This is a genomic window from Chromohalobacter sp., assembly GCF_039830575.1.
Lineage (GTDB): Bacteria > Pseudomonadota > Gammaproteobacteria > Pseudomonadales > Halomonadaceae > Chromohalobacter > Chromohalobacter israelensis.
Map to the genome: position 1 here is coordinate 78,280 of NZ_JBDOOX010000017.1, position 23,576 is coordinate 101,855.

22 protein-coding genes are annotated in these 23,576 nt (G+C 65.3%); 8 read left to right on the forward strand and 14 right to left on the reverse strand.

Translation table 11 applies throughout. The features are described from left to right. Nucleotides 1-63 precede the first annotated feature (63 nt). The 11 genes from nuoL to ABGX75_RS15975 all read right to left on the reverse strand — a co-directional run bounded on the left by nuoL (nt 64) and on the right by ABGX75_RS15975 (nt 12,107). Nucleotides 64-1,917 carry an NADH-quinone oxidoreductase subunit L gene (gene nuoL / locus ABGX75_RS15925; protein ID WP_347411015.1) on the reverse strand — a complete coding sequence of 618 codons (1,854 nt, stop codon included), beginning with the start codon at nt 1,915-1,917 and terminating at the stop codon, nt 64-66. Then, the gene (nuoK, locus tag ABGX75_RS15930) at nt 1,914-2,222 is read right to left on the reverse strand and encodes an NADH-quinone oxidoreductase subunit NuoK (RefSeq protein WP_011508413.1); all 309 of its coding nucleotides are present in this window, start codon (nt 2,220-2,222) and stop codon (nt 1,914-1,916) included. The genes nuoL and nuoK overlap by 4 nt, the downstream gene beginning before the upstream one ends. Next, complete coding sequence (gene nuoJ / locus ABGX75_RS15935; protein ID WP_011508414.1) at nt 2,219-2,830, reverse strand: NADH-quinone oxidoreductase subunit J; 612 nt, start codon at nt 2,828-2,830, stop codon at nt 2,219-2,221. The genes nuoK and nuoJ overlap by 4 nt, the downstream gene beginning before the upstream one ends. 18 nt (nt 2,831-2,848) lie before the next feature. Further along, on the reverse strand, nt 2,849-3,388 hold the full coding sequence (nuoI, locus tag ABGX75_RS15940) for an NADH-quinone oxidoreductase subunit NuoI (RefSeq protein ID WP_011508415.1): 540 nt from the start codon (nt 3,386-3,388) through the stop codon (nt 2,849-2,851). A gap of 25 nt (nt 3,389-3,413) precedes the next feature. After that, nucleotides 3,414-4,400, reverse strand: a complete 987-nt coding sequence (gene nuoH, locus ABGX75_RS15945) for an NADH-quinone oxidoreductase subunit NuoH (RefSeq protein ID WP_011508416.1) — start codon at nt 4,398-4,400, stop codon at nt 3,414-3,416. Next, nucleotides 4,397-7,159: an NADH-quinone oxidoreductase subunit NuoG gene (nuoG, locus tag ABGX75_RS15950; RefSeq protein WP_347411016.1), complete on the reverse strand. Its 2,763-nt coding sequence runs from the start codon at nt 7,157-7,159 to the stop codon at nt 4,397-4,399. The genes nuoH and nuoG overlap by 4 nt, the downstream gene beginning before the upstream one ends. 34 nt (nt 7,160-7,193) lie before the next feature. Then, entirely contained in the window at nt 7,194-8,534 is a 1,341-nt protein-coding gene (gene nuoF / locus ABGX75_RS15955) for an NADH-quinone oxidoreductase subunit NuoF (protein ID WP_035414387.1), read from the reverse strand. A gap of 16 nt (nt 8,535-8,550) precedes the next feature. Then, nucleotides 8,551-9,066, reverse strand: coding sequence for an NADH-quinone oxidoreductase subunit NuoE (nuoE, locus tag ABGX75_RS15960; RefSeq protein WP_011508419.1), 516 nt, complete (start codon nt 9,064-9,066; stop codon nt 8,551-8,553). Between the two features lies 1 nt (nt 9,067). Then, nucleotides 9,068-10,846, reverse strand: a complete 1,779-nt coding sequence (gene nuoC / locus ABGX75_RS15965) for an NADH-quinone oxidoreductase subunit C/D (RefSeq protein ID WP_011508420.1) — start codon at nt 10,844-10,846, stop codon at nt 9,068-9,070. Between the two features lie 69 nt (nt 10,847-10,915). Beyond that, nucleotides 10,916-11,596 carry an NADH-quinone oxidoreductase subunit B gene (locus tag ABGX75_RS15970; RefSeq protein WP_011508421.1) on the reverse strand — a complete coding sequence of 227 codons (681 nt, stop codon included), beginning with the start codon at nt 11,594-11,596 and terminating at the stop codon, nt 10,916-10,918. Between the two features lie 91 nt (nt 11,597-11,687). Further along, nucleotides 11,688-12,107 carry an NADH-quinone oxidoreductase subunit A gene (locus ABGX75_RS15975; RefSeq protein ID WP_011508422.1) on the reverse strand — a complete coding sequence of 140 codons (420 nt, stop codon included), beginning with the start codon at nt 12,105-12,107 and terminating at the stop codon, nt 11,688-11,690. Between the two features lie 463 nt (nt 12,108-12,570). On the opposite strand from ABGX75_RS15975, the gene thiD reads away from it, so the two are divergent. The 3 genes from thiD to dtd all read left to right on the forward strand — a co-directional run bounded on the left by thiD (nt 12,571) and on the right by dtd (nt 14,943). Next, entirely contained in the window at nt 12,571-13,404 is an 834-nt protein-coding gene (gene thiD / locus ABGX75_RS15980) for a bifunctional hydroxymethylpyrimidine kinase/phosphomethylpyrimidine kinase (protein ID WP_011508423.1), read from the forward strand. A gap of 204 nt (nt 13,405-13,608) precedes the next feature. Then, entirely contained in the window at nt 13,609-14,466 is an 858-nt protein-coding gene (locus ABGX75_RS15985; RefSeq protein ID WP_035414385.1) for a universal stress protein, read from the forward strand. Between the two features lie 39 nt (nt 14,467-14,505). Further along, nucleotides 14,506-14,943: a D-aminoacyl-tRNA deacylase gene (dtd, locus tag ABGX75_RS15990; protein WP_347411017.1), complete on the forward strand. Its 438-nt coding sequence runs from the start codon at nt 14,506-14,508 to the stop codon at nt 14,941-14,943. Nucleotides 14,944-14,971: 28 nt separating this feature from the next. Here dtd and ABGX75_RS15995 read toward each other — a convergent pair whose 3' ends face one another. Continuing rightward, complete coding sequence (locus ABGX75_RS15995; RefSeq protein WP_347411018.1) at nt 14,972-16,906, reverse strand: ATP-binding cassette domain-containing protein; 1,935 nt, start codon at nt 16,904-16,906, stop codon at nt 14,972-14,974. 65 nt (nt 16,907-16,971) lie between these two features. Between ABGX75_RS15995 and ABGX75_RS16000 the strand changes: the two genes are divergently transcribed. The 3 genes from ABGX75_RS16000 to ABGX75_RS16010 all read left to right on the forward strand — a co-directional run bounded on the left by ABGX75_RS16000 (nt 16,972) and on the right by ABGX75_RS16010 (nt 19,655). Beyond that, nucleotides 16,972-17,487, forward strand: coding sequence for a TIGR02444 family protein (locus ABGX75_RS16000; RefSeq protein WP_052046753.1), 516 nt, complete (start codon nt 16,972-16,974; stop codon nt 17,485-17,487). A gap of 213 nt (nt 17,488-17,700) precedes the next feature. Continuing rightward, on the forward strand, nt 17,701-18,324 hold the full coding sequence (locus ABGX75_RS16005) for a TRAP transporter small permease (RefSeq protein ID WP_347411019.1): 624 nt from the start codon (nt 17,701-17,703) through the stop codon (nt 18,322-18,324). Between the two features lie 47 nt (nt 18,325-18,371). Beyond that, the gene (locus ABGX75_RS16010; RefSeq protein ID WP_347411020.1) at nt 18,372-19,655 is read left to right on the forward strand and encodes a TRAP transporter large permease; all 1,284 of its coding nucleotides are present in this window, start codon (nt 18,372-18,374) and stop codon (nt 19,653-19,655) included. 151 nt (nt 19,656-19,806) lie between these two features. On the opposite strand, the gene dctP is transcribed toward ABGX75_RS16010, so the two are convergent. Beyond that, nucleotides 19,807-20,832 carry a TRAP transporter substrate-binding protein DctP gene (dctP, locus tag ABGX75_RS16015; protein ID WP_128691513.1) on the reverse strand — a complete coding sequence of 342 codons (1,026 nt, stop codon included), beginning with the start codon at nt 20,830-20,832 and terminating at the stop codon, nt 19,807-19,809. A 146-nt stretch (nt 20,833-20,978) separates the two neighbouring features. Here dctP and ABGX75_RS16020 point away from each other — a divergent pair, with 146 nt between their 5' ends. Next, on the forward strand, nt 20,979-21,698 hold the full coding sequence (locus tag ABGX75_RS16020) for an FKBP-type peptidyl-prolyl cis-trans isomerase (RefSeq protein ID WP_011508431.1): 720 nt from the start codon (nt 20,979-20,981) through the stop codon (nt 21,696-21,698). A gap of 357 nt (nt 21,699-22,055) precedes the next feature. Here ABGX75_RS16020 and ABGX75_RS16025 read toward each other — a convergent pair whose 3' ends face one another. Continuing rightward, complete coding sequence (locus tag ABGX75_RS16025) at nt 22,056-22,547, reverse strand: hypothetical protein (protein WP_035414282.1); 492 nt, start codon at nt 22,545-22,547, stop codon at nt 22,056-22,058. A 111-nt stretch (nt 22,548-22,658) separates the two neighbouring features. On the opposite strand from ABGX75_RS16025, the gene ABGX75_RS16030 reads away from it, so the two are divergent. Next, nucleotides 22,659-23,573 (forward strand): AEC family transporter, encoded by a 915-nt coding sequence (locus tag ABGX75_RS16030; RefSeq protein WP_347411021.1) that lies wholly within the window; start codon nt 22,659-22,661, stop codon nt 23,571-23,573. Nucleotides 23,574-23,576 lie beyond the last annotated feature (3 nt).

Here is a 23,576-nt window from a genome sequence, read left to right on the forward strand (position 1 = left end):
CCGCGCCCCCTCAGCTTGCCCGGTATGACCGCCACCCGGTCGTTTCGTCGTGTCGTACATCGCTTACCCCAAAGCCAGGAAGATCAAGACCACGGTCGCCCCCAGCGTCATGGAAACGGCATAGTGACGCAGCCGGCCGGTCTGGGTGCGGGTGAGCAACCAGCGCAGGCCACGGGCCAGCCATGGCACCAGGTTGCACAGCCGATTGATCCAGTCGCCGCGCCAGAGCCACACCAGGCCTCGGAACGGCTTGACCAGCACGACGTCGTAAAGGGCATCGAATCCCCAGGCGTGATGCCACAGGCGCCATACGCGCGCGCCTTCCGGCAAGGCGACGAGACGAGCCACCAGCTCGCGCCGCCAGACGAACAGCCACAACGCCACGGCCACACCGCCCACGGCCACCAGCATCGCGGCGATTTCCAGCGCATGACGGCCCACTTCCTGGGCCGCACCGGGACTGGCGGGCAGCACCTCGTCGAGCGGCGGATGAATCCAGGCCCCGACCAGGGTCGAAAGCACGATCAGCACCACCAGCGGCACGCCGTGCACGAGTCCGCGGCCGGCGTCGGCATGCCGGCTGTGATCGCTGCCGGAGGTGCCGTGAAAGGTGCCCACGATCAAGCGCACGGTGTACAGCGACGTCAGCAGCGCCCCGACCAGACCCGCCAGCAGCAGGCCGATATGCCCGGATGCCAGTGCCTCCCAGAGAATCTCGTCCTTGCTGTAGAACCCTGCCGTGACCAGCGGCAGGGCGGCCAGCGCGGCGCCACCGACCACGAACCCGGCATAGGCCAGCGGCAGCTTGCGCCAAAGGCCGCCCAGGCGTCGCATGTCCTGCTCGTGGTGACAGGAAACGATCACCGACCCCGCCGAGAGGAACAGCAGCGCCTTGAAGAAGGCATGCGTCATCAGGTGAAAGATCGCCGCATCGAAGGCGCCCACGCCCAGTGCCAGGAACATGTAACCGATCTGGCTCATCGTCGAGTAGGCCAGCACCCGCTTGATATCGGTCTGTGCCAGTGCGGCGCAGCCCGCCAGCAGCAGGGTCAGCGCACCGATCCAGCCGACCAGCGTCAGCACGTCCGGCGCCAGCAGGAACAGGCCGTGCATGCGCGCGATCAGATATACCCCGGCGGTCACCATGGTCGCCGCGTGAATCAACGCCGACACCGGGGTGGGGCCGGCCATGGCATCGGCCAGCCAGGTATGTAGCGGTAGCTGCGCGGACTTGCCCAGCGCCCCGCCGAGCAGCATCAGCGTGGCCAGCTCGACCATCAGATCCCCGCGCGCCCAGACCTGGGGCGCGCGCGCCAGCAACGTCTGGATATCCAGCGTGCCGAGCTCCACGAACAGGATGAACAGGCCGATCGCCATCAGCACATCGCCGATGCGCGTCACCAGGAAGGCCTTGAATGCCGCCCAGCCATTGGCCGATGTCTGGTAGTAGTAGCCGATCAGCAGATAACTGCACAGGCCGACCCCTTCCCAGCCCAGATACAGCAGCAGCAGGTTGTCGCCCAGCACCAGCAGCACCATGCTGAACACGAACAGGTTCATGTAGGCGTAGAAGCGGCGCACACCCGTCTCGCCGCGCATGTACCAGGCCGCGAAAAGATGAATCAGGAACCCCACCCCGGTGATCACGCCCAGCATCGTGATCGACAGGCCATCCACCAGCAGTCCCATCGTGGGCTGGAAGTCGCCCACGTCGATCCAGGTCCACAGCTTCACGACCCGTGCCGCCGAGCCGCGCTCGAGGAAATCGAGCCCCACCCAGGTGGTGGCGGCCGCCGCCAGCCCCAGCGCGACAACCCCGACCGTCGCCGCACCACGCAGCGTCAGGCGCGAGCCGCCCAGAGACAGGATCAAACACCCCAGCAGGGGAAACAAAAACGTCAGAGTGAGTAGATTCATCCGCGCAACCTGCTCGCCGCATCGATATCCAGAGTCTTAAACCGCCGATAGAGCTGCAACAACAGCGCCAGCCCCACGCTGGCCTCGGCCGCCGCCAGGGTGATGACCAGCAGGAACATCACCTGGCCGTCGGGCTGCCCCCAGCGCGTACCGGCCACGATGAAGGCCAGCCCCGCCGAATTCATCATGATTTCCAGGCTCATCAGCACGAACAGCATGTTACGGCGCATCATCAGCCCCACCAGGCCCAGCGCGAAGAGGATCGACGCCAGGATCAAGCCATGCTCCATGGGAATGCCATTCATCGTTCGCTCTCCTTGCTCGATGCCGCGTCCCCGGTCGCGCGTTCGCTGGCGGCGCGTCCTCGACCGTCGGCGGTACGCGTGCCCGGCACATGGCGGACCGCGCCCGCTTCATCGTGGGCTTCGCTGCGCCCCAGATGGGAGGCCGCCACCAGCGCCGCCAGCAGCAGCATCGCAGCGAGCTCGACGACGACCAGATAAGGTCCGAACAGCAGCGTCCCCACCGCCTTGGCGGTCAAGGTATCGCCATGGATGCGTCCGCCCACGTCGGCGCCGATCAAGCTGGTCAGCAGCACCAGCAGCAACACGCTACTGAGCACCGCCGGCCCCAGCCAGGTGCGCGGACGCAGCCAGGCGCGTTCTTGCTGTGCCGTCGACTCGCCCAGGTTGAGCATCATCACCACGAACACGAACAGCACCATGATCGCCCCGGCGTAAACGATGACCTCCAGTGCCCCGGCGAACGGCGCGCCCAGCGCAAAGAACACCAGCGCTACCGCGATCAGCGAGACGATCAGGTACAGCAGGGCGTGCACCGGGTGCGTGCCGGTGATCACCCCGAGCGTCGCCAGCACGGCAACCACGGCGCTGAGATAAAACGCGATTTCCATGGAGTCTCCCTATCCTCGTCAGGGCATCAACGACTTGACGTCGATCGGCTCGGCTTCGTTCTGGGCTTCCCCCTTGCCCTTGCCGGCGATCGACAGCCCCGCCACGCGATAGAAGTTGTAGTTGTGGTCCTTGCCCGGCCCCGAGATCAGCAGGTCGTCCTTCTCATAGACCAGTTCCTGACGCCGATACTCGCTCATCTCGAAGTCCGGGGTGAGCTGAATGGCCGAGGTCGGGCAGGCTTCCTCGCACAGGCCGCAGAATATGCAACGCGAGAAGTTGATACGGAAGAACTCCGGGTACCAGCGGCCATCGTCGCGTTCGCCTTTCTGCAGCGAGATGCACGCCACCGGGCATGCCACCGCGCACAGGTTGCAGGCCACGCAACGCTCTTCGCCATCGGGATCGCGGGTCAGGACGATGCGGCCGCGGTAGCGCGGCGACAGGTAGACCGGCTCCTCCGGATACTGCAGGGTCTCGCGCTTGCGAAAGGCATGCATGAAGACCATGCCGAGTGTCCGCAACTGCGACCAGGTTCCCTCGAGCAGCGATTTGATCATCACGGTCTCCTTCAGGTCTCGACGCTCAGCCACCGGCGGGGCTGAATATCAGGATCAGCGCACCGGTCACCAGCAAATTGATCAGGGTCAACGGCAGACAGACTTTCCACCCGAAGCTCATCACCGCATCGTAACGAGGTCGGGGCAAGGCCGCGCGCAGCAATATGAAGAACCCCACGAACACGGCGGTCTTGAGCAAGAACCACACGATGGGCGGCAGCCAGGGCCCGTGCCAGCCCCCCAGGAACAGGGTCACCATCAGCGCCGACACCAGCACGATGCCCACATACTCGCCGACGAAGAACATGCCCCACTTCATGCCCGAGTATTCGATGTGATAGCCGTCGGCGAGCTCCTGCTCGGCCTCGGGCTGATCGAACGGATGCCGGTGGGTCACGGCGATCCCCGCGACCAGGAAGGTACAGAAGCCGAAGAATTGCGGCACGATGAACCATAGCGTCTCCTGGGCGGCTACGATCTCGCGCATGTTGAACGAGCCGGCCATGGCCACCACGCCCATCAGCGACAGCCCCATGAAGACTTCGTAGGACAATGTCTGGGCGGAAGCGCGCATTGCCCCCAGCAGGGCGTACTTGTTGCCGCTCGACCACCCGGCGAAGAGCACCGCATAGACGTTGATGCCCGCCATGGCGAAGAAGAACAGCAAGCCGATGTGCAGGTCCGCCACGCCCCAGCTGGGCGTGATGGGAATGACCATGAAGCTCAGCAACAGCGAGGCCATGGCGATGGCCGGCGCCAGCACGAAGAGCCCGCGGTCGGCAAAGGGAGGGATCCAGTCTTCCTTGAAGACGATCTTGAGCATGTCGGCGACGATCTGCAGCACACCGAACGGCCCCACGCGGTTGGGGCCGTGACGGTCCTGCCAGAGCCCCAGCAGGCGTCGTTCCACCATGGTCAGCAACGCTGCCGCGCCCACGGCGGCCAGCAGGATCACCACCGCCTGGAACAACGCGAACGCGATCGCGGCGACTTGAGGCGTCCACCAGCTCATGCACTCACCTCCCCGGCCTCGAGCCGTGCCCACTCGGGTGCGGCCAGGGGCAGACCGGCCTGGCTCGGCACACCGACGGTGCCGTCAGGCCACGTCGCGCTGATCGTGACGGGCAACGTGAGGCGCCGTTCGCCGAGGATCAGCGTCATCGCTGCATCGGGCGTCAGGCGCAGCCGCTCGGCGGTACGCGCCGACAGCGTGAAACGCGTCGCGTCCATCCGCGCCTGGATCGGCTCGGCGCGTGCCGAGGTTTCCTCGCCACCGAACAGGCGTGGCTGGGGTACCGCCAGCCACTGCTCGTCACGCGGGGCGAAGGCCGCCGGCAGGTCGCGTGCGTAATCATAATCGCCGGGCAGCGGCGCCAGCAGCCGTACGCCCGGGTCCCCCGCGCGCAGGTGGCCGCCGACCTCGTCCTGAAACTTGTTCCAGGCCTGTGGTGAGTTCCATCCCGGCGCCCAGGCAAAGGCCACTTCGCGGCGTGGCTCGTCATAGCCCGCGTAACCTTCCATGGAAAACGCGAACGGCGTATCGGGGTCCTGCGGAACGCGTGGCTCGCTGACATCGAGGTTGGCGCGCATCGCGGTGCGACCGCTGTAACGGTGGGGCTCGCGCGCCAGACGCAGCCCGTGCACGCGATAGGCCGCGCTCAGCCCCGCGTCGCCGACCGGCGCCAGCACCGAATGCGTGGCGGCCACCTCGCGCGTCACCTCATCCAGCGTGAGCGGCGTCACCGGCTGGCGCTCGACGCTGGCCTTGAGCGCGTTGAGCCAGCGCCAGCTTTCGCGAATCCGTGTTTCCGGACGGATGTAACTGGGCTCGAAGACCTGATAGAAACGCTGGGCCCGCCCTTCCAGGCTGACCAGGGTGCCATCGCTCTCGGCGAAGCTGGCCGCCGGCAGGCCGATGTCCGCTTTTTCCCAGGTCGCGGTCCGCTGATGGTCGAGCACCACCACGCAGTCGGCACGCTGCAAGGCGGGATTCACCCGAGCGGCGGCGGCACGCGTGTAAAGATCGTTCTCGAGAACCACCACGCCATCGGCATCGCCATTGGCCAAAAGATCCAGAGCCCATTCCAGCGACTGTCCGCCGAGCAGGGCCAACCCGGTACTGTTGGCCTCGCGACGCACCAGCGACAGCGCCCCCGCCTGGGCACGGCGCGCCAGCGCACGCGCCACGTTGCCGGCCGCTTCGAGAACCGCCGGCGACCCCAGCGAGCCGCCGGCGATCACCAACGGCCGCTCGGCCGCGAGCAGGGCCTCGCCGATGCGCCGCGCCAACGCCCAGGTCACGTCATCCAGGGCTTCGGGCGCGGGCGCCTCGGCGTCGAGACAATGCGCCACCGCGAACCCCAGTCGCGCGATGTCGTCCGGTGCCGCGTGCAGCGTCCTCTCCGCCAGCTCGTCCAGACCGGTGGCCTCCGGCGTGGCCAGAAACAGCGGATGATGCGCCTCCTGGGCCAGGGTCTTGACCGCCTCGGCATTCCAGGTCGGGATGCCACGCTCGGCGGCCAGCGCGTCGCCACGCGCGTTGATCGCCTGACGCACGGCGAGCGCCATGCGCGCGGCGCTCTGCAGCAGGTCCTCGCCGAGCACCAGCACGGCGTCGCAGGCCTCGATCTCGCGCAGGCTGGGAGACGGCAGGCCGCAACGGGTGTTGAGCTCGCTCATCCGCACCAGCAGCTCGAGCTCGCGGGCATCGATGCCGGTGGAAAAGTTCTCGTCGCCCACCAGGGTGCGCAGCATGTGGTTGCTTTCCAGGCTCGCGCGTGGCGATCCGATACCGATCACGCGCCGTGCGCTGCGCAGCCCGTCGGCGGCACGATCCAGGGCATCGTCGATTTCCAGGCTGATGGTACCGCCCACCACGCCGGCCGCGCCGGGCCCAGCATCGACGCGCTGGCGTTCGCGCCACTCCGGCACTCGGGGGCGATCCTCACGGTTCACGTAGCCGTAGCCGAAGCGTCCGCGATCACACAGGAAATAATGGTTCACGTCGCCGTGGTAGCGGTTCTCGATACGCCGAATGTCGCCGTAACGCTCGCCGGGGCTGATGTTGCAGCCCACCGCGCACTGATGACAGACGCTGGGCGCGAACTGCAGGTCCCATTTGCGGGTGTAATGTTCGGAGTGGGTCTGATCGGTGAATACCCCGGTGGGGCATACCTCGGTGAGGTTGCCTGAAAACGGGCTTTCCAGCGTGCCCTCCTGAAAACGCCCGAAGTAGATGTTGTCGTGCGCCCCGAAGGCGCCCAGATCGCCGCCACCGGCGTAATCCTGGTAGAAGCGCACGCAGCGATAGCAGGTAATGCAGCGGTTCATCTCGTGCGCGATGAACGGCCCCAGGTACTGGTTCTTGTGGGTACGCTTGCGAAAGCGGTAACGGCGACTGTCGTGGCCGGTCATCACCGTCATGTCCTGCAGGTGGCAGTGACCGCCTTCCTCGCAGACCGGGCAGTCGTGCGGGTGATTGATCATCAACCATTCGATGACGTTGGCACGAAACGCCTTGGCTTCCTCGTCCTCGATGGAGATATAGGCATCGTCCTGCACCGGCGCCATGCACGACATCACCAGCATGCCCTGCGTGTCATCGGCGTTCTTGTACTGCTTGACCGCGCACTGGCGGCAGGCACCCACGCTGCCCATCGCCGGATGCCAGCAGAAATACGGGATATCCAGCCCCAGCGACAGGCAAGCGTGCAGCAGGTTGTCGGCGCCGTCGACTTCGTAGTCCCGGCCATCCACGTGAATCGTTGCCATTATCGCTCCTCGCCCGTCGTCATCGTGCCCTCGTTCATACGCTACCCACCGGGATCGGATCGGCATGCGCGACGCCCTGGCCGCGCGTGACGCCACGCTCGAATTCCTCGCGGAAGTAGTGAATCGCCGACGCCAGCGGCATCGCCGCGCCCGGCGCATGAGCGCAGAAGGTCCGCCCCGGGCCCAGATCCACGGCCAGCGACTCCAGCAAGTCGATATCGCCACGCTCGCCCTCGCCGGCTTCCAGCGCCTGCAGGAGCTTGACGCTCCAGGGCAGGCCATCGCGGCACGGCGTGCACCAGCCACAGGATTCGCGAGCGAAGAACTCTTCCAGGTTGCGCGTCAACGACACCACGCTCTGATCGTCGGCCACCACGGCGATGAGCCCCGTGCCCAGACGGCTGCCGGCGTTGCCGATGGTGTCGAAATCCAGCGCCAGCTCGAGGTGTTCGGGCAGCAGGAAACCGGTACTGCCGCCGCCCGGCAGCCAGGTCTTGAGCGTGTGCCCCTCGCGCATGCCGCCGGCCCGTTCCATCAGCTCGGTGGCCGGCGTGCCCATGGGCAGCTCCCACAAGCCGGGCCGCTTGACCTTGCCGGAAACGCCGTAGAGCTTGGTGCCGCCATCGCCGCTCTTGCCTTGCGAGAGCCCCTGATACCAGTCCGCGCCGTGCAGCACGATGGATGGCACGTTGCACAACGTCTCGACGTTGTTGACCACGGTGGGCTTGCCCCAGGCCCCGCTTTGGCCCGGAAAGGGCGGCTTGGCCCGGGGGTTGGCACGCTTGCCTTCCAGCGAGTTGATCAGCGCGGTTTCCTCGCCGCAGATGTAGCGGCCGGCGCCGGTGTGCAGGGCGATGTCGAAGTCCCAGCCGCTGCCGGCGACATCTCGGCCCAGCCAGCCGGCGGCACGGGCCTCGTCCAGCGCGCGCTGGACCGTGCGTGCGGCGTCGACGTATTCGCCGCGCATGAAGATGTAGCCCTGGTAGGCGTTGTTGGCGAAACCGGCCAGGATCATGCCTTCGATGAGCAGATGCGGCTGCTGCTCGAGCAGCAGGCGGTCCTTGAAGGTCCCGGGCTCCATTTCATCGGCGTTGCAGACGATGTATCCCCGCGGGATGCCCTCGCCCTGCATCGTCAGGCTCCACTTGAGCCCGGCGGAGAAGCCGCCGCCGCCGCGCCCGCGCAGGTTGGCGGTCTTGAGCTCCTCGATCAGCGTCTTCGAGGTCAGGTCTCGAAAGGCCCGCTCGACGCTGGCGTAGCCTTGCTGCTCGCGGTAGGCCTCGAGCATCACCGGGGTGCCGTCGTCGTTGAGCCGAAAGGTCAACGGATGCGTTTCGGGGCGGCGCTCGTCACGGTCTTGCAGAATCCGGCTCATGCCTCGTTCTCCCAGTTCATGCGTACGCCTCCAGCAACGTGGGGATCTCCTCGGGCGCGACCGGCCCGTGAGTATCGTCGCCGATCATCAACGCCGGACCGCGATCGCAGGCACCCAGGCAGCACACCGGCAGCAGCGTGAAACGACCATCCGGCGTGGTCTGTCCGAAGCCGATGCCCAGGTGCTCGAAGAAGGCATCGCGCAGCGCCTCGTAGTCGGTCAGAAAGCAGGAACTGCTGTCGCACAGCAAGATCACGTGACGCCCCACCGGCTGCCGAAAGATCAAGCTATAGAAGGTCGCCACGCCCTCGACGCTGGCGGGGGATACGCCCAGTTCACGGGCAATGGCGTCGATGGCCGCGTCCGGAACCCAGCCATGACGCCTCTGCACGATCTTGAGCGCCTCGATGCTGGCCGCCTGCGGATGCGGGTAGTGGTCGCGCTCATGGGCGATCGCCGCCCGATCCTCGTCGTGGAGCACGAAAGCGTCGGTGGCGATGGGCGTGGCGGTGGAAGTCGAAGTCTGTGTCATGTCAGCGGTCCACATCAGCCATCACGAAGTCGATACTGCCCAGGTGAGCGATCAGATCCGGCACCAGGGCGCCGCGTACCGCCGCCGGGATCTGCTGCAGGTGCGGAAAGCTGGGCGTGCGGATACGCGTACGATAGCTCATGGTGTTGCCATCCGCGGTCAGGTAATAGCTGTTGATGCCCTTGGTCGCCTCGATCATCGACAACGATTCGTTGGGCTTGAGCACCGGCCCCCAGGAGACCTGCAGGAAATGGGTGATCAGCGTCTCGATATGCTGCAGCATCTTTTCGCGCGGCGGCGGCGTGGTCAGCGGATGGTCGGCCTTGTAGTCGCCGGCGGGCATGTGGTCGACGCACTGCTGGATGATGCGCAGGCTCTGGCGCATCTCGTCGATGCGCAGCTGGCCGCGATCGAAGACATCGCCATTGGCGCCCAGCGGCACCTCGAAATCGAAGTTCTCGTAGCCCGAATAGGGGCGCTGCTTGCGCAGGTCGAAATCGCAACCGGTGGCACGCAGGTTGGGGCCGGTGACGCCCCACTCGAGGGCCTCGCGCGTGGTGAACGCTGCCACCTGCTTGGTGCGCTCGCGGATGATGGCGTTTTCCATCATCGCGCGTTCGTACTCGACGAGCCGCTTGGGCATCCAGTCGAGAAAGCCCTGGACCAGCTTGTCCCAGCCCCTGGGCAAATCGTGGGCGGTGCCGCCGATACGGTACCAGGCCGGGTGCATGCGGAAGCCGGTGATGCCCTCGATGACCTCGTAGGCCTTCTGGCGGTCGGTGAAGGTGAAGAACACCGGAGTCATCGCGCCCAGGTCCTGCAGGTAGGTTCCCAGAAACAGCAGGTGACTGTTGATGCGGAACATCTCGGCCATCATCACGCGGATGGTCTTGGCCCGGTCGGTGACCTCGATCCCGGCCAGCTTTTCCACCGCCATCACGTAGGGCAGGTTGTTCATCACCCCGCCGGTATAGTCGATGCGATCGGTATAGGGAATGTAGCTATGCCATGACTGACGCTCGGCCATCTTCTCGGCACCGCGGTGGTGGTAGCCGATATCGGGAACGCAGTCGACCACGACCTCGCCGTCGAGCTGCAGGGCGATGCGGAATGCCCCGTGCGCGGAAGGGTGGTTGGGCCCCAGATTGAGAAACATGTAATCCGTGTTCTCGCTCTGGCGCTGCATGCCCCACGCCTCGGGATCGAAACGCAGCGCCTCCTGCTCGGTGCTCTGGCCTTCCACGGTCAGCGTGTAGGGATCGAATTCGGTGGCGCGAGCAGGGTAATCCTTGCGCAGCGGGTGCCCGTTCCAGGTGGGCGGCATCAGCAACCGTGTCAGGTGCGGGTGGCCACGGAAATCGATGCCGAACATGTCCCAGACTTCGCGCTCGTACCAGTTGGCGTTGGGATAGACGCCCGCCACGCTCGGCACCTCGAGGTCGCGCTCGGACAGTGCCACCTTGAGCATGATGTCGCGATTGCGCGAGATCGACATCAATTGGTAGAAGACCGTGAAGTCCGCCGGGGGCAGATCCTCGCGATGACTGCGCAGGCGTTCGTCGATGCCGTGCAGGTCGAACAGCATCTCGAAGGGCTCGGGCATGTCCCGCAGGAAGTTCAGCACCTCCAGCAAGTACTCGCGGTCGAGCCACAGCACCGGCATGCCGGTATGGGTCGCCTGTGCGACGAAGACGTGCTGGCCGAAACGCGCGAACAACGCCTGGACCACCGGGTCCTCGGCATGCGCGTGTTGGGCAGTGGGCGATTGGGCAGCGCTCATGATCGGTTTTCATTCCCCGGCAACGTGAGTTCGGCTTCGGACGATGGCAGCACTTCTCGGAACGACGGCTTACACCTCGTCCGGGGAGCGCAGCTCCGTCACGGCGATGCGTCGATCGCGGTTCGCCTCGCGTTGCGAGGGCATGTCGGCACGGTACACGCCCTGGTCGCCGACCACCCAGGAAAGCGGACGCCGCTCTTCCTGGATCGAGTCCTGCAGCAGCTGCAGCCCTTGCAGGAAAGCCTCGGGGCGCGGCGGACAGCCGGGCACGTAGACGTCGACGGGGAGAAACTTGTCGACGCCCTGCACCACCGAGTAGATGTCGTACATGCCCCCGGAATTGGCGCACGAGCCCATGGAGATCACCCACTTGGGCTCGAGCATCTGATCGTAGAGCTGCTGGATGACCGGCGCCATCTTGATGAAGCAGGTACCGGCGATGACCATGAAGTCGGCCTGACGCGGGGAGGCGCGAATCACCTCGGACCCGAAGCGCGCCACGTCGTGGGGTGCGGTGAAGGCAGTGGTCATTTCCACGTAGCAGCACGACAGGCCGAAATTGTACGGCCACAGGGAGTGCTTGCGCCCCCAGTTGACGGTGGAATTGAGCACATCCTCCAGCTTGCCCGTGAAGACGTTGCGATGCACTTGTTCCTGCATCGGGTCGCTGGTGGACTCACGCCGCCCCAGCGGATAGCTTGCGCCATCCGGAGCCGGCTCTTGATCCGCTCGCGTCAGGGTATATTGCATGATGCGCCTCGAAACATCTGAAAACGAAAATCGGTATCCGGCGCCGTACCGGCCGACGCCGGCGGGTGATCGCCCCCTCGGGGCGCCACCTTCAGCGTTGCGTCACGATATCGGGCGACCGGCCGCGCTTGCGTGGCGCCCACTCGAGGGCACCGACGCGGCTGTCGTACACCAGACCCGCCAGCAGGATGAAGATGAACACGGCGGCGCCCGCGAAGCCTTCCCAGCCCACCTCACGGACCGACACGGCCCAGGCGAACAGGAAAACGGCCTCGATATCGAAGATCACGAACAGCATCGCGACCAGATAGAACTTGACGGAAAAACGTTGGCGCGCGCTGCCGGTACCGACAACGCCCGATTCGAAGGGGAGGGACTTGCTGGGGCCGCGGCTGCGGCCACCGAGCAGGCTGGCTGCACCGATCATCAAGGCGCACAAGGCGAACACGGCTATGATGAATAGCCCCGTGGCCCAATACTGGGCGATCAGCGCAGTAGCCTCGTCGGTCATTGCCATGCCTCACAAGCGACGGATGACGCGGGAAGGCGCCATCCCGGTATTCGTTATCATCGAGGTGTCACGGACCCCGGCACGCCATTCACGCTGCCGACGCGTGGCGAGTCCCTACGAGTCTAGGGGATATTCCGACACCTGTCAGGGGCGTGTGGAGAAAGCTAGTAAATTAACATCGCCTGCAACGAGCACCGCACGCCGCCGTGCCCCTGCAAAGTGAACCCCCACTCACGCGGCAGGCCATGGGAAGCTTCACCTTCTTCAACGACCGCTGATATATTCCACGCGCATGGCGTCGATCCGTGTGTCGACGAAGGTATGAGACGCAAACGCCCTGCCTCACCACCGTCTTGCGCCTGGCTGCTCACCCGTCGTTTCCACGCTATCCTGTGCGGATGCCAACTGCCGAGCACGGCCACACAGCGACGCACATATTCCGCGAGACACAGGAACCCAGCGCATGACCTCAGCATCCGCGCCCCCCAATGTCCTCACCATCGCCGGCTCCGACCCTTCCGGCGGCGCCGGCCTGCAGGGCGACATCAAGACCTTCTCGGCGTTGGGCACTTATGCCACCAATGTCGTCACGGCGGTGATCGCCCAGAACACCCAGGGCGTGCAGGCCGTGCATCCGGTACCCGCGGATGTCATCGGCGAACAGCTCGACAACCTGCTGGGTGACGTACGCATCGAGGCGGTCAAGATCGGCATGGTGGCCAGCGAGACGGTCGCCGCGACGATTCGCGATGCCCTGCACCGGCATCGTCCCCGCTGGATCGTGCTCGACCCGGTCATGGTCGCCAAGAGCGGCGACATCCTGGTCGATCGCGCCGGCATCCGCGCGGTACGCGATATCCTGGTTCCCCTGGCCGATGTCATCACCCCCAACCTGCCCGAGGCCGCCGTGCTGCTGGACGCCGAAACGCCCCGCACCACCGAGGCGATGGCCACCCTGCTGCCCGAGCTGACACGCCTGGGCGCCCCGTACGTGGTACTCAAGGGCGGCCACCTCAGTGGCGCGAACTGCCCGGACCTGCTCGCCACGCCGCAAGGCGTGGAATGGCTGGAAGCGCCGCGCATCGCCACCGACAACCTGCATGGCACCGGCTGCGCGCTCTCCTCGGCGGTCGCCGCGCACCTGGCGCACTTGCCGCACACGGTCAGCGACCACGACGCCATTCACGCGGCGATCAGCGATGCCAAGCGCTGGCTGCACACCGCTCTGGACGCCAGCACGCGACTGGCGGTGGGCCAGGGGCGCGGCCCGGTGCATCATTTCCACGCCTGGTGGTGAAAACCGCGGCCGCACGGCGCTCGTCGGCAGTATCACGACCTCGTGAATCGATGATGGCCACGGACTTGCAGAGCCCGCCGGGGGCAGCCATGCTTTGCTGCACCGTGATGCCCCAGGCTGCGGTGACATACTTGCGCATTGCCGTCAGCTCAGCGTGGTGTGGCGAACACCCGCATACCGTCTTCTCGCAGGGAGGGACGTACCATGGCTCAGACCGTGCTTTTGGCGTGTGACCTGTCCGCCGACAACCGTGCCGCCTTCGCGCGCGCCATCAAACTGGCGCATGCCAGCGGCAGCCGCCTGGACATTCTGCATGTCCTCGACCCCTATCTGCCGCGCCAGGCCCTGCGCGACCTGGAGCGCGAGGTCGTCGACGAGCTCGAGCGTCAGCTGACCGACATCCGCGAAGACTATGCCCTGCCGGCGCCCGAGACGCTGATACAGACGGTGACCGGCGCTCCCTATGCCGAGATCATCCGCGAGGCACATGACCGGGACGCCACCATGATCGTGCTCGGCACCCACCGCAAACGCGGTCAGCATGCGCTGGTGGGGGGCACGACCCTCGCGCGGGTCTTGAGCCGCGCGCCCTGCCCGGTGCTCACCGTGAGCCACAGCCCCGAACAGGCCTGGCAGGACGTGCTGGTTCCGGTGGACTTCTCGCTGGCCAGCCGCCACACCTTGCGCGACGTCCTGACGCATTTCTCCGAGGCACGCCTGACGCTATTGCATGCCTGGCACCTGCCGGGTGATGAGGAAATGGGCTCCGACAGCGGCTACGCACGCTGGCGGGAGCGCGAGCTCGCCGCGCGGCGCATACGCCTGGAAGCGGAAATCGACAAACTGATGGAAGAGGTCGGCGACGTGCCCGAACTCGAGCTGGTCCTCGAGCAGGGCGAGCCCGGCGAGGTGTTGATCGACTACCTGCGCCGTCAGCCCCCCGACCTGCTGGCACTGGGACACCAGGACCTGGCGCTGTTCGGCCGCCATCACCCGGCGCCCCTGATCGAGCGCTTGCTCGCCGACGTGCATGTGGACATGATGGTGTGCCGCGCCTGGTAGCGCGAATCTTCACCCCTCGCGTCCACAAGGATCTTGCACATGCGAGCCGTCATCCAACGTGTCCGTCACGCCGGCGTCGATGTCGACGCCCGAACCACCGGCGCCATCGAACAAGGCCTGATGGTGCTGGTCGGCGTGGCCCCGGACGACACCCAGACCCGCGCCGACAAGATGCTGCACAAGCTGCTCGGGCTGCGGGTGTTCAGCGACGAGGCGGGCAAGATGAACCTCAACGTGCAACAGGTCGAGGGCGGCCTGTTGCTGGTTCCGCAGTTCACCCTCATGGCCAACACCACCAAGGGCCTGCGCCCGGGATTCGACGGCGCCGCGCCGCCCGCGCACGGCGAGGCACTGTTCGACTATCTGGTGGCGCAGGCCCGGCACGCCTGGCCATACGTCGCCACCGGCGAGTTCGGCGCCGACATGCAGGTCTCGCTGCTCAACGACGGCCCGGTGACCTTCATCGTCAAGACCTGAGGCTGCCCGGGGCTGAGTCGCGCCGGGATCAGGCGTCGTCCAGCAGTTCCGCCTCGCGTTGCTCGAGCGCTTCCTCGGCCTCGAGCCAACGCTGCTCCAGGGTGTCGAGACGGTTTTGCGCCTCGCCCTGGCGACTCAGCAGATCGCTCAGCTCCGCCTTGCGCGCGTCGTCCTGGTACAGCCCTTCATCGGCCAGCGACGCCTCCAGCGTGGACAGCGCGGCCTGGGCCTCGCTCATCTCGCGTTCGATCTTGTCGCGCTCCCGCTTGAGCGGCCGCAGCTTCTCGCGCAGCTCGGCGGCGGCGCGCCGAGTCGCCTTGCGGTCGCTCTTGGGCGCTTCCGCCTCGGCCTGACGCTCGGCTTTTTCCTGGCGTGCGTCGCGCCGGGCATTCTCGAGCCGAGTCTTGAGCCAGGCATAGTAATCGTCCAGGTCGCCATCGAAGGTCGTCACGCCGCCGTCCACCACGTGCCAGAACTCGTCGACGCTGGCGCGCAGCAAATGGCGGTCGTGGGAGACGATGATCACCGCCCCCTCGAAGCCGGCCAGGGCCTGGGTCAGCGATTCGCGCATCTCCAGGTCGAGGTGGTTGGTGGGCTCGTCGAGCAACAGCAGGTTGGGCTTCTGCCAGGCGATCAGCGCCAACGCCAGGCGCGCCTTCTCGCCCCCCGAGAAGTTGCCCACACCGGCGAAGACATCATCCCCGTGGAACCCGAAGCCGCCCAGGAAGTTGCGCACCTCCTGTTCGCTCGCCGTGGGGGAGAGACGCTGGATATGCACGAAGGGCGTGGCCCCGACGTCGAGATGCTCGAGCTGGTGCTGGGCGAAATAGCCGATCGCCAGGTTGTCGCCGGGCACGCGCTTGCCGTCCAGCAGCGGCTGCTGCCCGGTCAGCGCCTTGATCAGCGTCGACTTCCCCGCCCCGTTGGCGCCCAGCAGGCCGATACGCTGCCCCGGCAGGATGCTCACGCTGACATGTTCGAGCAGCGGCGTCTGCGCGTAGCCCAGCGTCGCGTCGTCGAGCACCAGCAGCGGCGACGAGGTCTTGTCGGCACTCGGCAGGGTGAAGTGAAACGGTGAGTCGGCGTGCGCCACGGCGATGGTTTCCATGCGCTCGAGCATCTTCAAGCGGCTCTGGGCCTGACGTGCCTTGTTGGCTTGAGCGCGAAACCGGGCCACGAAACGCTCGATTTCCTCGCGCCGGGCCTGCTGCTTGGCGGCTTCGGCCTGGGCGCGCGCCTGGCGCTCGGCACGCGTGTGCTCGAAGCGCGAATAGTTGCCGCGATACAGCAGCAACTGACGCTGCTCGAAATGCACGATGTGATCGCACACCGCATCCAGGAAGTCGCGGTCGTGGGAAATCAGCAACAGCGTGCCGGGATAACGCGTGAGCCACTGCTCGAGCCACAACAGCGCATCGAGATCGAGGTGGTTGGTGGGCTCGTCGAGCAGCATCAAGTCGGAAGGCATGAACAGCGTCCGCGCCAGATTGACGCGCATCCGCCAGCCACCGGAGAAATCCGACAGCGGGCGATACAGATCGTCCTGCGTGAAGCCCAGCCCCACCAGCAATTGCTCGGCACGCGGGCGGGCGGTGTAGCCGTCCAGCGCCTCGATCTCGCCATGCAGCTCGGCTTCGCGATGCGCGGCGCCCTCGGCCTGGGCCGCGGCCAGGGCACGTTCCGTGGCCCGCAGCTCGGCGTGACCGTCGAGCACGTATTCGACCAGGCCTTGATCCAGCGCCTCGACTTCCTGCGCCATGTGCGCGATGCGCTGGCCGCCGGAAAGCTCCACCGTGCCACGCTCCGGGACCAGCTCTCCCAGCAACAGCTTGAACAGACTCGACTTTCCCGAGCCGTTGGCGCCGACGATGCCCGCCTTGGTGGCGTCGTGCAGCGTGAGGTCAGCGTTCTCGATCAGCGGCTGAGTCCCGCGTTGCAGCGCGAGTTGGCGAAATGCGATCATGCCCGCTCCGGTGGTGGTTCAGTGGATTCCGCCGCCATGCCTGCCGGGGCGGCTGGAGATTGCCCATGCATTCTACCCAATTGTGCACCGCATTGCGGACCCCACCGCTGTGGGATTACGCGCTGGCGCTGTATCAACGCCCCGGGGTCGCCGACGCCTGTTTGCAACTGCAGGATACGGCGGGAGCCGATGTCTGCGAGCTGCTTTGGCACTGCTGGCTCGACCATCACGGGGCCGTCGCCACCGACGAGGCCCACGATGCGTTCGCCGAGATACGCGACTGGCAGACCGGCGTGACACAGCCGATACGTCATCTACGCCGCCAGCTCAAGCCACGCGCCCAGCATGAACCGGACGTGGCGGCCTTGCGCCAGCACCTCAAGGAAGCCGAACTGCTCGCCGAACGCGAGACGTTACGTCGGTATCAGGCCATCGCCGAGACGTCGCAGGCCGTACGTGCGCGCCGCGCGGCCGATACCGACCTGGCCACGCGACTGGCGCGCTGCCTGACCACCTGCGGGCCGCCACAACGAGCCGCCCTGACGACGCTGCTCACCCAGCGTGCGGCGCACCGTCCATAATGCCCAGCTTGTACAAGGCGCGCCGACACCCGGAACCACGCATATCACGGATGTGCGGATGCGCCATTGACGAGTGGCGCTCAACCCGCAAACTCTGTACGTTTTATAAAAGCCAGTCCGGTTGATTGCGACACGCATCACGACGCAGCACGGACGTCGAGATCCATGCCATTCGTGCGGCGAATCGGCCATCACAAAAAAGGACTCTACGACATGACATCTTCACAGCCGGCCAATCGCAGTGAACGCGCTAAATCGCGCAGTCCCCTGCTGCGCGTACTGGGGAGCATCGATCATGCCCTGGGCATCGTCGAGCGCGTGATCATCGCCGGTGGTGTCCTGGCCATGGCAGCGCTGATGAGTGGCCATGTCGTCGGCAACCTGCTCTTCTCCCAAGGCATTCCCGGCACCTACGAAGTCACCGAGATGCTCATCGTGGTGATCACCTTCGTCGGCGTCGGCTATGCGGCACGCAACGCCCGGCACATCAGCATGTCCGCCATTTACGATCAGCTCAGCGGTCGCTGGCGAAAGGCACTGCTCATCCTCATCTGCCTGGGCACCGCCGTCTTGATGTTCTATTTCGCCTACAAGTCCATCGGCTATGTCGCGGTCATTCAGGAACGTGGACGCAGCAGCGCATCGCTCCATATTCCGCTGTGGCTCGTCTACCTCGCACTGCCCGTCGGCTTCATCCTCGCCGGCGCCCAATACCTGCTGACCGCGGTCCGCAACCTGGTCAGCGATGACATCTACCGCGCCTTCAACCAGAAAGAGGAATACGACGAGCTGCCTCCGGAAGCGGACGAACACGATGACGCGCGCCGCGACACCTGATTCGCCCCTCCCACACACGACCGCCATCAACGCGAGGACATAAAACAATGCTAACTTGGCTAGCCGTGATCATGCTCGTGTTGCTGCTGCTCGGGTTCCCCATGATGGTTCCCCTGGCGGCGGGCACGCTGTTCATGATGTTCACCGGCATGACGTTTTTCGGGCCCGACCAGGCCGTGAGCTGGATGATCAACGGTATCGGCAGCTGGGTACTCGCCGCCGTTCCCATGTTCATCTTCGCCGCCGACATCCTGACCAAGGGCCATACCGCCAACCGTCTGCTGGATGTCGTCGACGCCTTCACCCGCCACATCCGCGGTGGCTTGCCCATCACCACCGCCGCCTCCTGCGCTCTGTTCGGGGCCGTGTCCGGCTCCACCCAGGCGACGGTGGTGGCGATGGGCGGTCCCATGCGCCCGAGGCTGCTGGCCAAGGGCTATAAAGACGATTTCACCCTGGGGCTGATCATCAATGCCAGCGATATCGCGCTGCTGATCCCGCCGAGCATCGGCTTCATCGTCTACGGCGTGGTGATGAAGACCTCGATCGGCGACCTGTTCCTCGCGGGGATCCTGCCCGGCCTGATGATCCTGGCCATGTTCGCCCTGTACTGTTACATCTATTCGCGCATCAAGGGCATCGAGGCGGAGCCCCGGGCCTCCTGGCGCGAGCGCGCCCGCGCCATCCGCCGGGTGATCCTGCCGATGGGCTTTCCGGTCCTGGTCGTGGGGGGCATATACGGCGGCTTTTTCAGCGCCGTCGAAGCCTCGGCGGTCGCGGTAGCCTATGCGCTGCTGCTGGAGGTGGCGATCTATCGTCAGGTCTCGATCCGCGACCTCGGCAGCCTCGCGCTGTCCACGGGGATGATCACCGCCGTGGTCTTCATCCTGGTCGCCATCGGTGCCGCCTTCTCCCAGACCCTGGGCACCGCCGGCGTGCCGGACAAGATCCTCGGCCCGGTCATCGACGGCATCGGCGACAACCAGTTCCTGGCACTGCTGCTGATCGCCGCGGCCTTCTTCGTCGGCTGCATGTTCGTCGACCCGATCGTGGTCATCCTGATCCTGGTCCCGATCTTCAAGCCACTGGTCGACGCCACTGGCCTGGATCCGGTTCATGTCGGCGTCATCGTCACGCTGCAAGCAGCCATCGGCTCGGCCACGCCACCCTTCGGCTGCGATATCTTCACCGCCATCGCCGTCTTCCGCCGCCCTTACATGGACGTGATTCGTGGTACGCCACCGTTCATCGTGATCCTGGCATTGGCGACGATCATCCTGATCATGTTCCCGCAGATATCGCTGCTGCTGCCGTCACTCGGCGGCGACTGAGCGGCCGACCGGCCTGGGGATACCAGGCCGGCCCCGCACGGCATCCTTCCCGCCAACAGCGACCAGGCATGAAAAAAACCCCGGGAGCCGACGCTCCCGGGGTTTTTTGCTTGCGCCATGCGGCGCGTCGGTCAGGCATCAGCAGCCAGGCTTATTCTGCCTTGTCGCCGGACTGCTCGACATGCTTCAGCACGATGTCCAGCGCCTTCTGGCCACGTTCGCCGACCATGTCGACATAGGTCTGACGCACCGGCTTGGCCAGTTCACGGAAGGCCTCGCGCTCGCTCTCATCCAGATGGATGATGTTGATGTCGCTGTTTTCCTCGATGGTCTCGAGACGCTCGGAGCTGAACTGGGACTGAATGTCGTGCCCCTTCTGCACCATCTCGTCGAGCGTGGACTCGAGCATCTCGCGCTGCTCGTCGGACAGCCCGTCGTACCACTCCTCGTTGCCGATGAAGTTGGCGATGAACTGCGACTGATCGGCGAAGATCATGTAGTCCTGCACTTCATAGAAGCCCATGTTCTCGTGGGCGAAGACCGGCTGGATGTTGCCTTCCGCCTGGCCTTGCTGCAGGGCGCTGTAGAGTTCGCCGTAGGCGATGGTGATGGGAGACGCACCATAGGCTTCGTAGGTCGCCCGCAGCAGGCTGTTGTCCATGACACGAATCTGCAGGTTTTCCATGTCTTCCGGCGTGCGGATTTCCTTGTTCGCGGTCCACACCTGATACCCTTCGGGCAAGGTGGCCAACGGCACCAGACCGCGCTCACGGAACGATTCCTGCCATGCATCGCTCTTGAGGAAGTCGTCCGAGTTGAGGATCTCGGCCGTCTCCAGTTGATCGTTCGGCATGACGAAGTTGAGGCTCATCAACTGGCTTTCCGGAACGGTGCCGCCCAAGAAGCCGGAGCCGAAACCGAGCGGAATCGCGCCGTTCTGGATGGCGTCATACAGCGCCGAGTAGCTCGACCCCCAGGAACCATAAGGCAACAACTCGACCGTGATGTCGCCGTCGCTCTTTTCCTCGATCAGTTTCTTGAACTCTTCCGCATAGCCGTACTGCACGCTGCCCTCGGTCTCTTCGAGACCGAAACGCCAAGTCTCGGCGGACGCCGTGGAAGCGACACCGACCAGGCCCAGAGCCGTGATACTCAGGACGATATTTCGCATTTGCATGGAGTTCCCTCTTTCTTATCAATGTAGATTCAGAGAAGAGCAAAGTCGCTTCAATGTCAAGAGAGCCCCGCCGCGTGGGTGCGCAACGCCGCGCGTGCTGGTAGAGTTGAACGGCGGTGTTTTTGTTTACCTGTTAAGGAGTTTTCATGAAGCGTTTGATGACGGCCGTGGTATTCGGCGGCCTCGTGGCAACGCCGCTGGTGGCCATGGCCGCCCCGGAAAGCGACAACGCCAAGCTGGGCTACAGCCTTGGCGCCACGCTCGGTCAAAGCATGAAGCAGGACGTCTCGGATCTCGATACCGACGCCTTCACCCAAGCGATCAAGGATGTCTACGCCGGTGACGATCTGCAGATGAGCGACGAGGAAATCGCCGCCACGCTTTCCGACTACCAGCAGCAGAAGATGGCTGAACAACAGGCCGAGAAGGCAAAAGTCGCCGAGGAAAACCGCAAGGCGAGCGAGCAGTTTCTCGCCGAAAACGCCGAGAAAGAGGGCGTGAAGGTCACCGATTCGGGACTGCAGTACAAGGTGCTCGAGTCCGGGGATGGCGACACCCCCAGCGCCGGCGATACCGTGAAGGTCAACTACGAGGGCAAGCTGCCCGACGGTACCGTGTTCGACAGCTCCTACGAGCGCGGCGAGCCGATCACCTTCCAGGTCGGCCAGGTCATCGAGGGCTGGCAGGAAGCGCTGCAGAAGATGCAGGTCGGCGATACCTGGATGCTGTACGTGCCCGCCGACCTCGCCTACGGCAAGGGCGGCACCGGTGGCCCGATCGGCCCCAATCAGGCCCTCGTGTTCAAGATCGAACTGCTGGGCATCGAAGACGGCAACGATCAGGACGCCTCCTCGAACGGCGAATGACGTCCGTCACCCACGGCGCCCTTCCACGGGCGCCGTTTCGTTTTCCCGCCGACATCCGCAGACGTCTTTTCCACATCCCCATCGCCCCGCCTGCCTGTGGACAGTTTTGTGGAGTGTCTGTGCCTTAGCCGTGAATGTCGGGGCATTTCGCCCCTGCAGAGTCTTCCTGCCGCCCTGTCCATGCCTCTTCACGCACCACCGACATGCGGCAGATGATCTATAAATCTTTGTTTTAAAAGGGTTTTAAAAACCCCTCCGTAACACGTCTCACGCCGAAGTAAGTATTGGCTTACCCACAAGCCACGCAACCATGCACATCGTGACAATGTGGACAAGTCATTTGATGCGCCTGCTGCCCTAGCGATGGATGTCGAAATCGTACCAGCTGCCCTTGCGCCCATCCGGCGTTTCCAGAATGACCTGAGCACGCCATGGCATGACCGTCTCTGCCCAGGGACGCAATTCGCCGACACCCTGGAAATGGCCCTCGCCGATCGGTTTCATTTCCACACGGGTCAGCCCCATGTTCATGTCGCGCCCGATGAACTCCACGACCACCGACTGCACGTCGAGGCCCGACGTGCGCACGTCGATTCTCAGGGGCTCGTAGGATTCGAACTCCCCCTGCATGCCGAAGCGCAGCGTTCCCTTCAAGCCGATATCGGTACGACACGGCCCCTCGCGCAGATCGCAATGCCAGCGTGGCGGGTACCAGGTCACATCCTCGCGTGAATCGCGCAGGTAATAATCGGCCAGGTAACCGGCCGCCACCAGCACCGTCATCAACGTCAGCAGCGTCAACAGGTTGAGCAGCGGCGGCCTGAGCGGATCTTCTTCGTGATGTTGCATATCGTTAGGTCGAATCCCATCACCCTGAGCATCGCGCTAAGCTTACCAGTTCGTGTGCCAGCCGGCTTGCCAGCAGCCGGACATGGCCAACGTCATGACCACGGAGGCGCGATGAGCGGTGTCAACGAGGCCCTGGGCCCCCTGTTCCTGTTGATTTTACTCGGTGCCCTGCTGGGCTGGCGGCGGATCCCCGGGGACGATTTCTGGCCCGCCATGGAGCGGCTGATCTACTTCCTGCTGTTTCCCGCGATGCTGATCGCGACGCTGGCCACGGCCGATGTGGCGCAAGTGCCGGTCCTGCGTCTGGCGGTGGCACTGCTGGGCACCATGTCGCTGTTCGCGCTGGCGCTCTGGTGCGGCCGTCATCGCCTGGGACTGACGCCGGCGGCGTTTACCTCGCTATTTCAGGGCACGCTGCGCTTCAACACCTATGTCGGGGTGGCCGGGGCCGCCGCCCTGCACGGTCAGGCCGGGGCGACCGTGGCTGCGGTCGCCGTGGCGCTGATGGTGCCGCTGGCCAACATCCTCTGCGTGGGCGGCTTCATCGCCGCCGGTACCCTGGGCACCTCGAGCCTCGGGCGCAGTTTCGCCGCGCTGGCGCGCAACCCCCTGATCCTGGCCTGCGTGATCGGCATCACGCTCAATCTGAGCGGTATTGGCCTGCCGGGATGGCTGGGCGGTGCCGTCGAACTCACCGGACGCGCGGCCCTGCCGCTGGGGTTGATCGCCGTGGGCGTTGCCCTGCGCCCCCGTGCGCTGACCGGTCACGGCCGTGCATTCTGGTGGTCGGCCACGCTCAAGCTCGGCGCCACTCCACTGGTGGTGTTGAGCCTGGCCTGGCTGACCGGCCTCGACCCGGTGAGTCGGGATATCGCCTTGTTGTTCGCCGCACTGCCCACCGCCACCTCGGCGTATATCCTCGCCCGCCAGCTCGGCGGCGATGCCGAGCTGATGGCGGCATTGATCACCGGCCAGACGCTGCTGGCCATGGTGACCTTGCCGGCATGGATGGCGCTGGCAAGTTGAGCG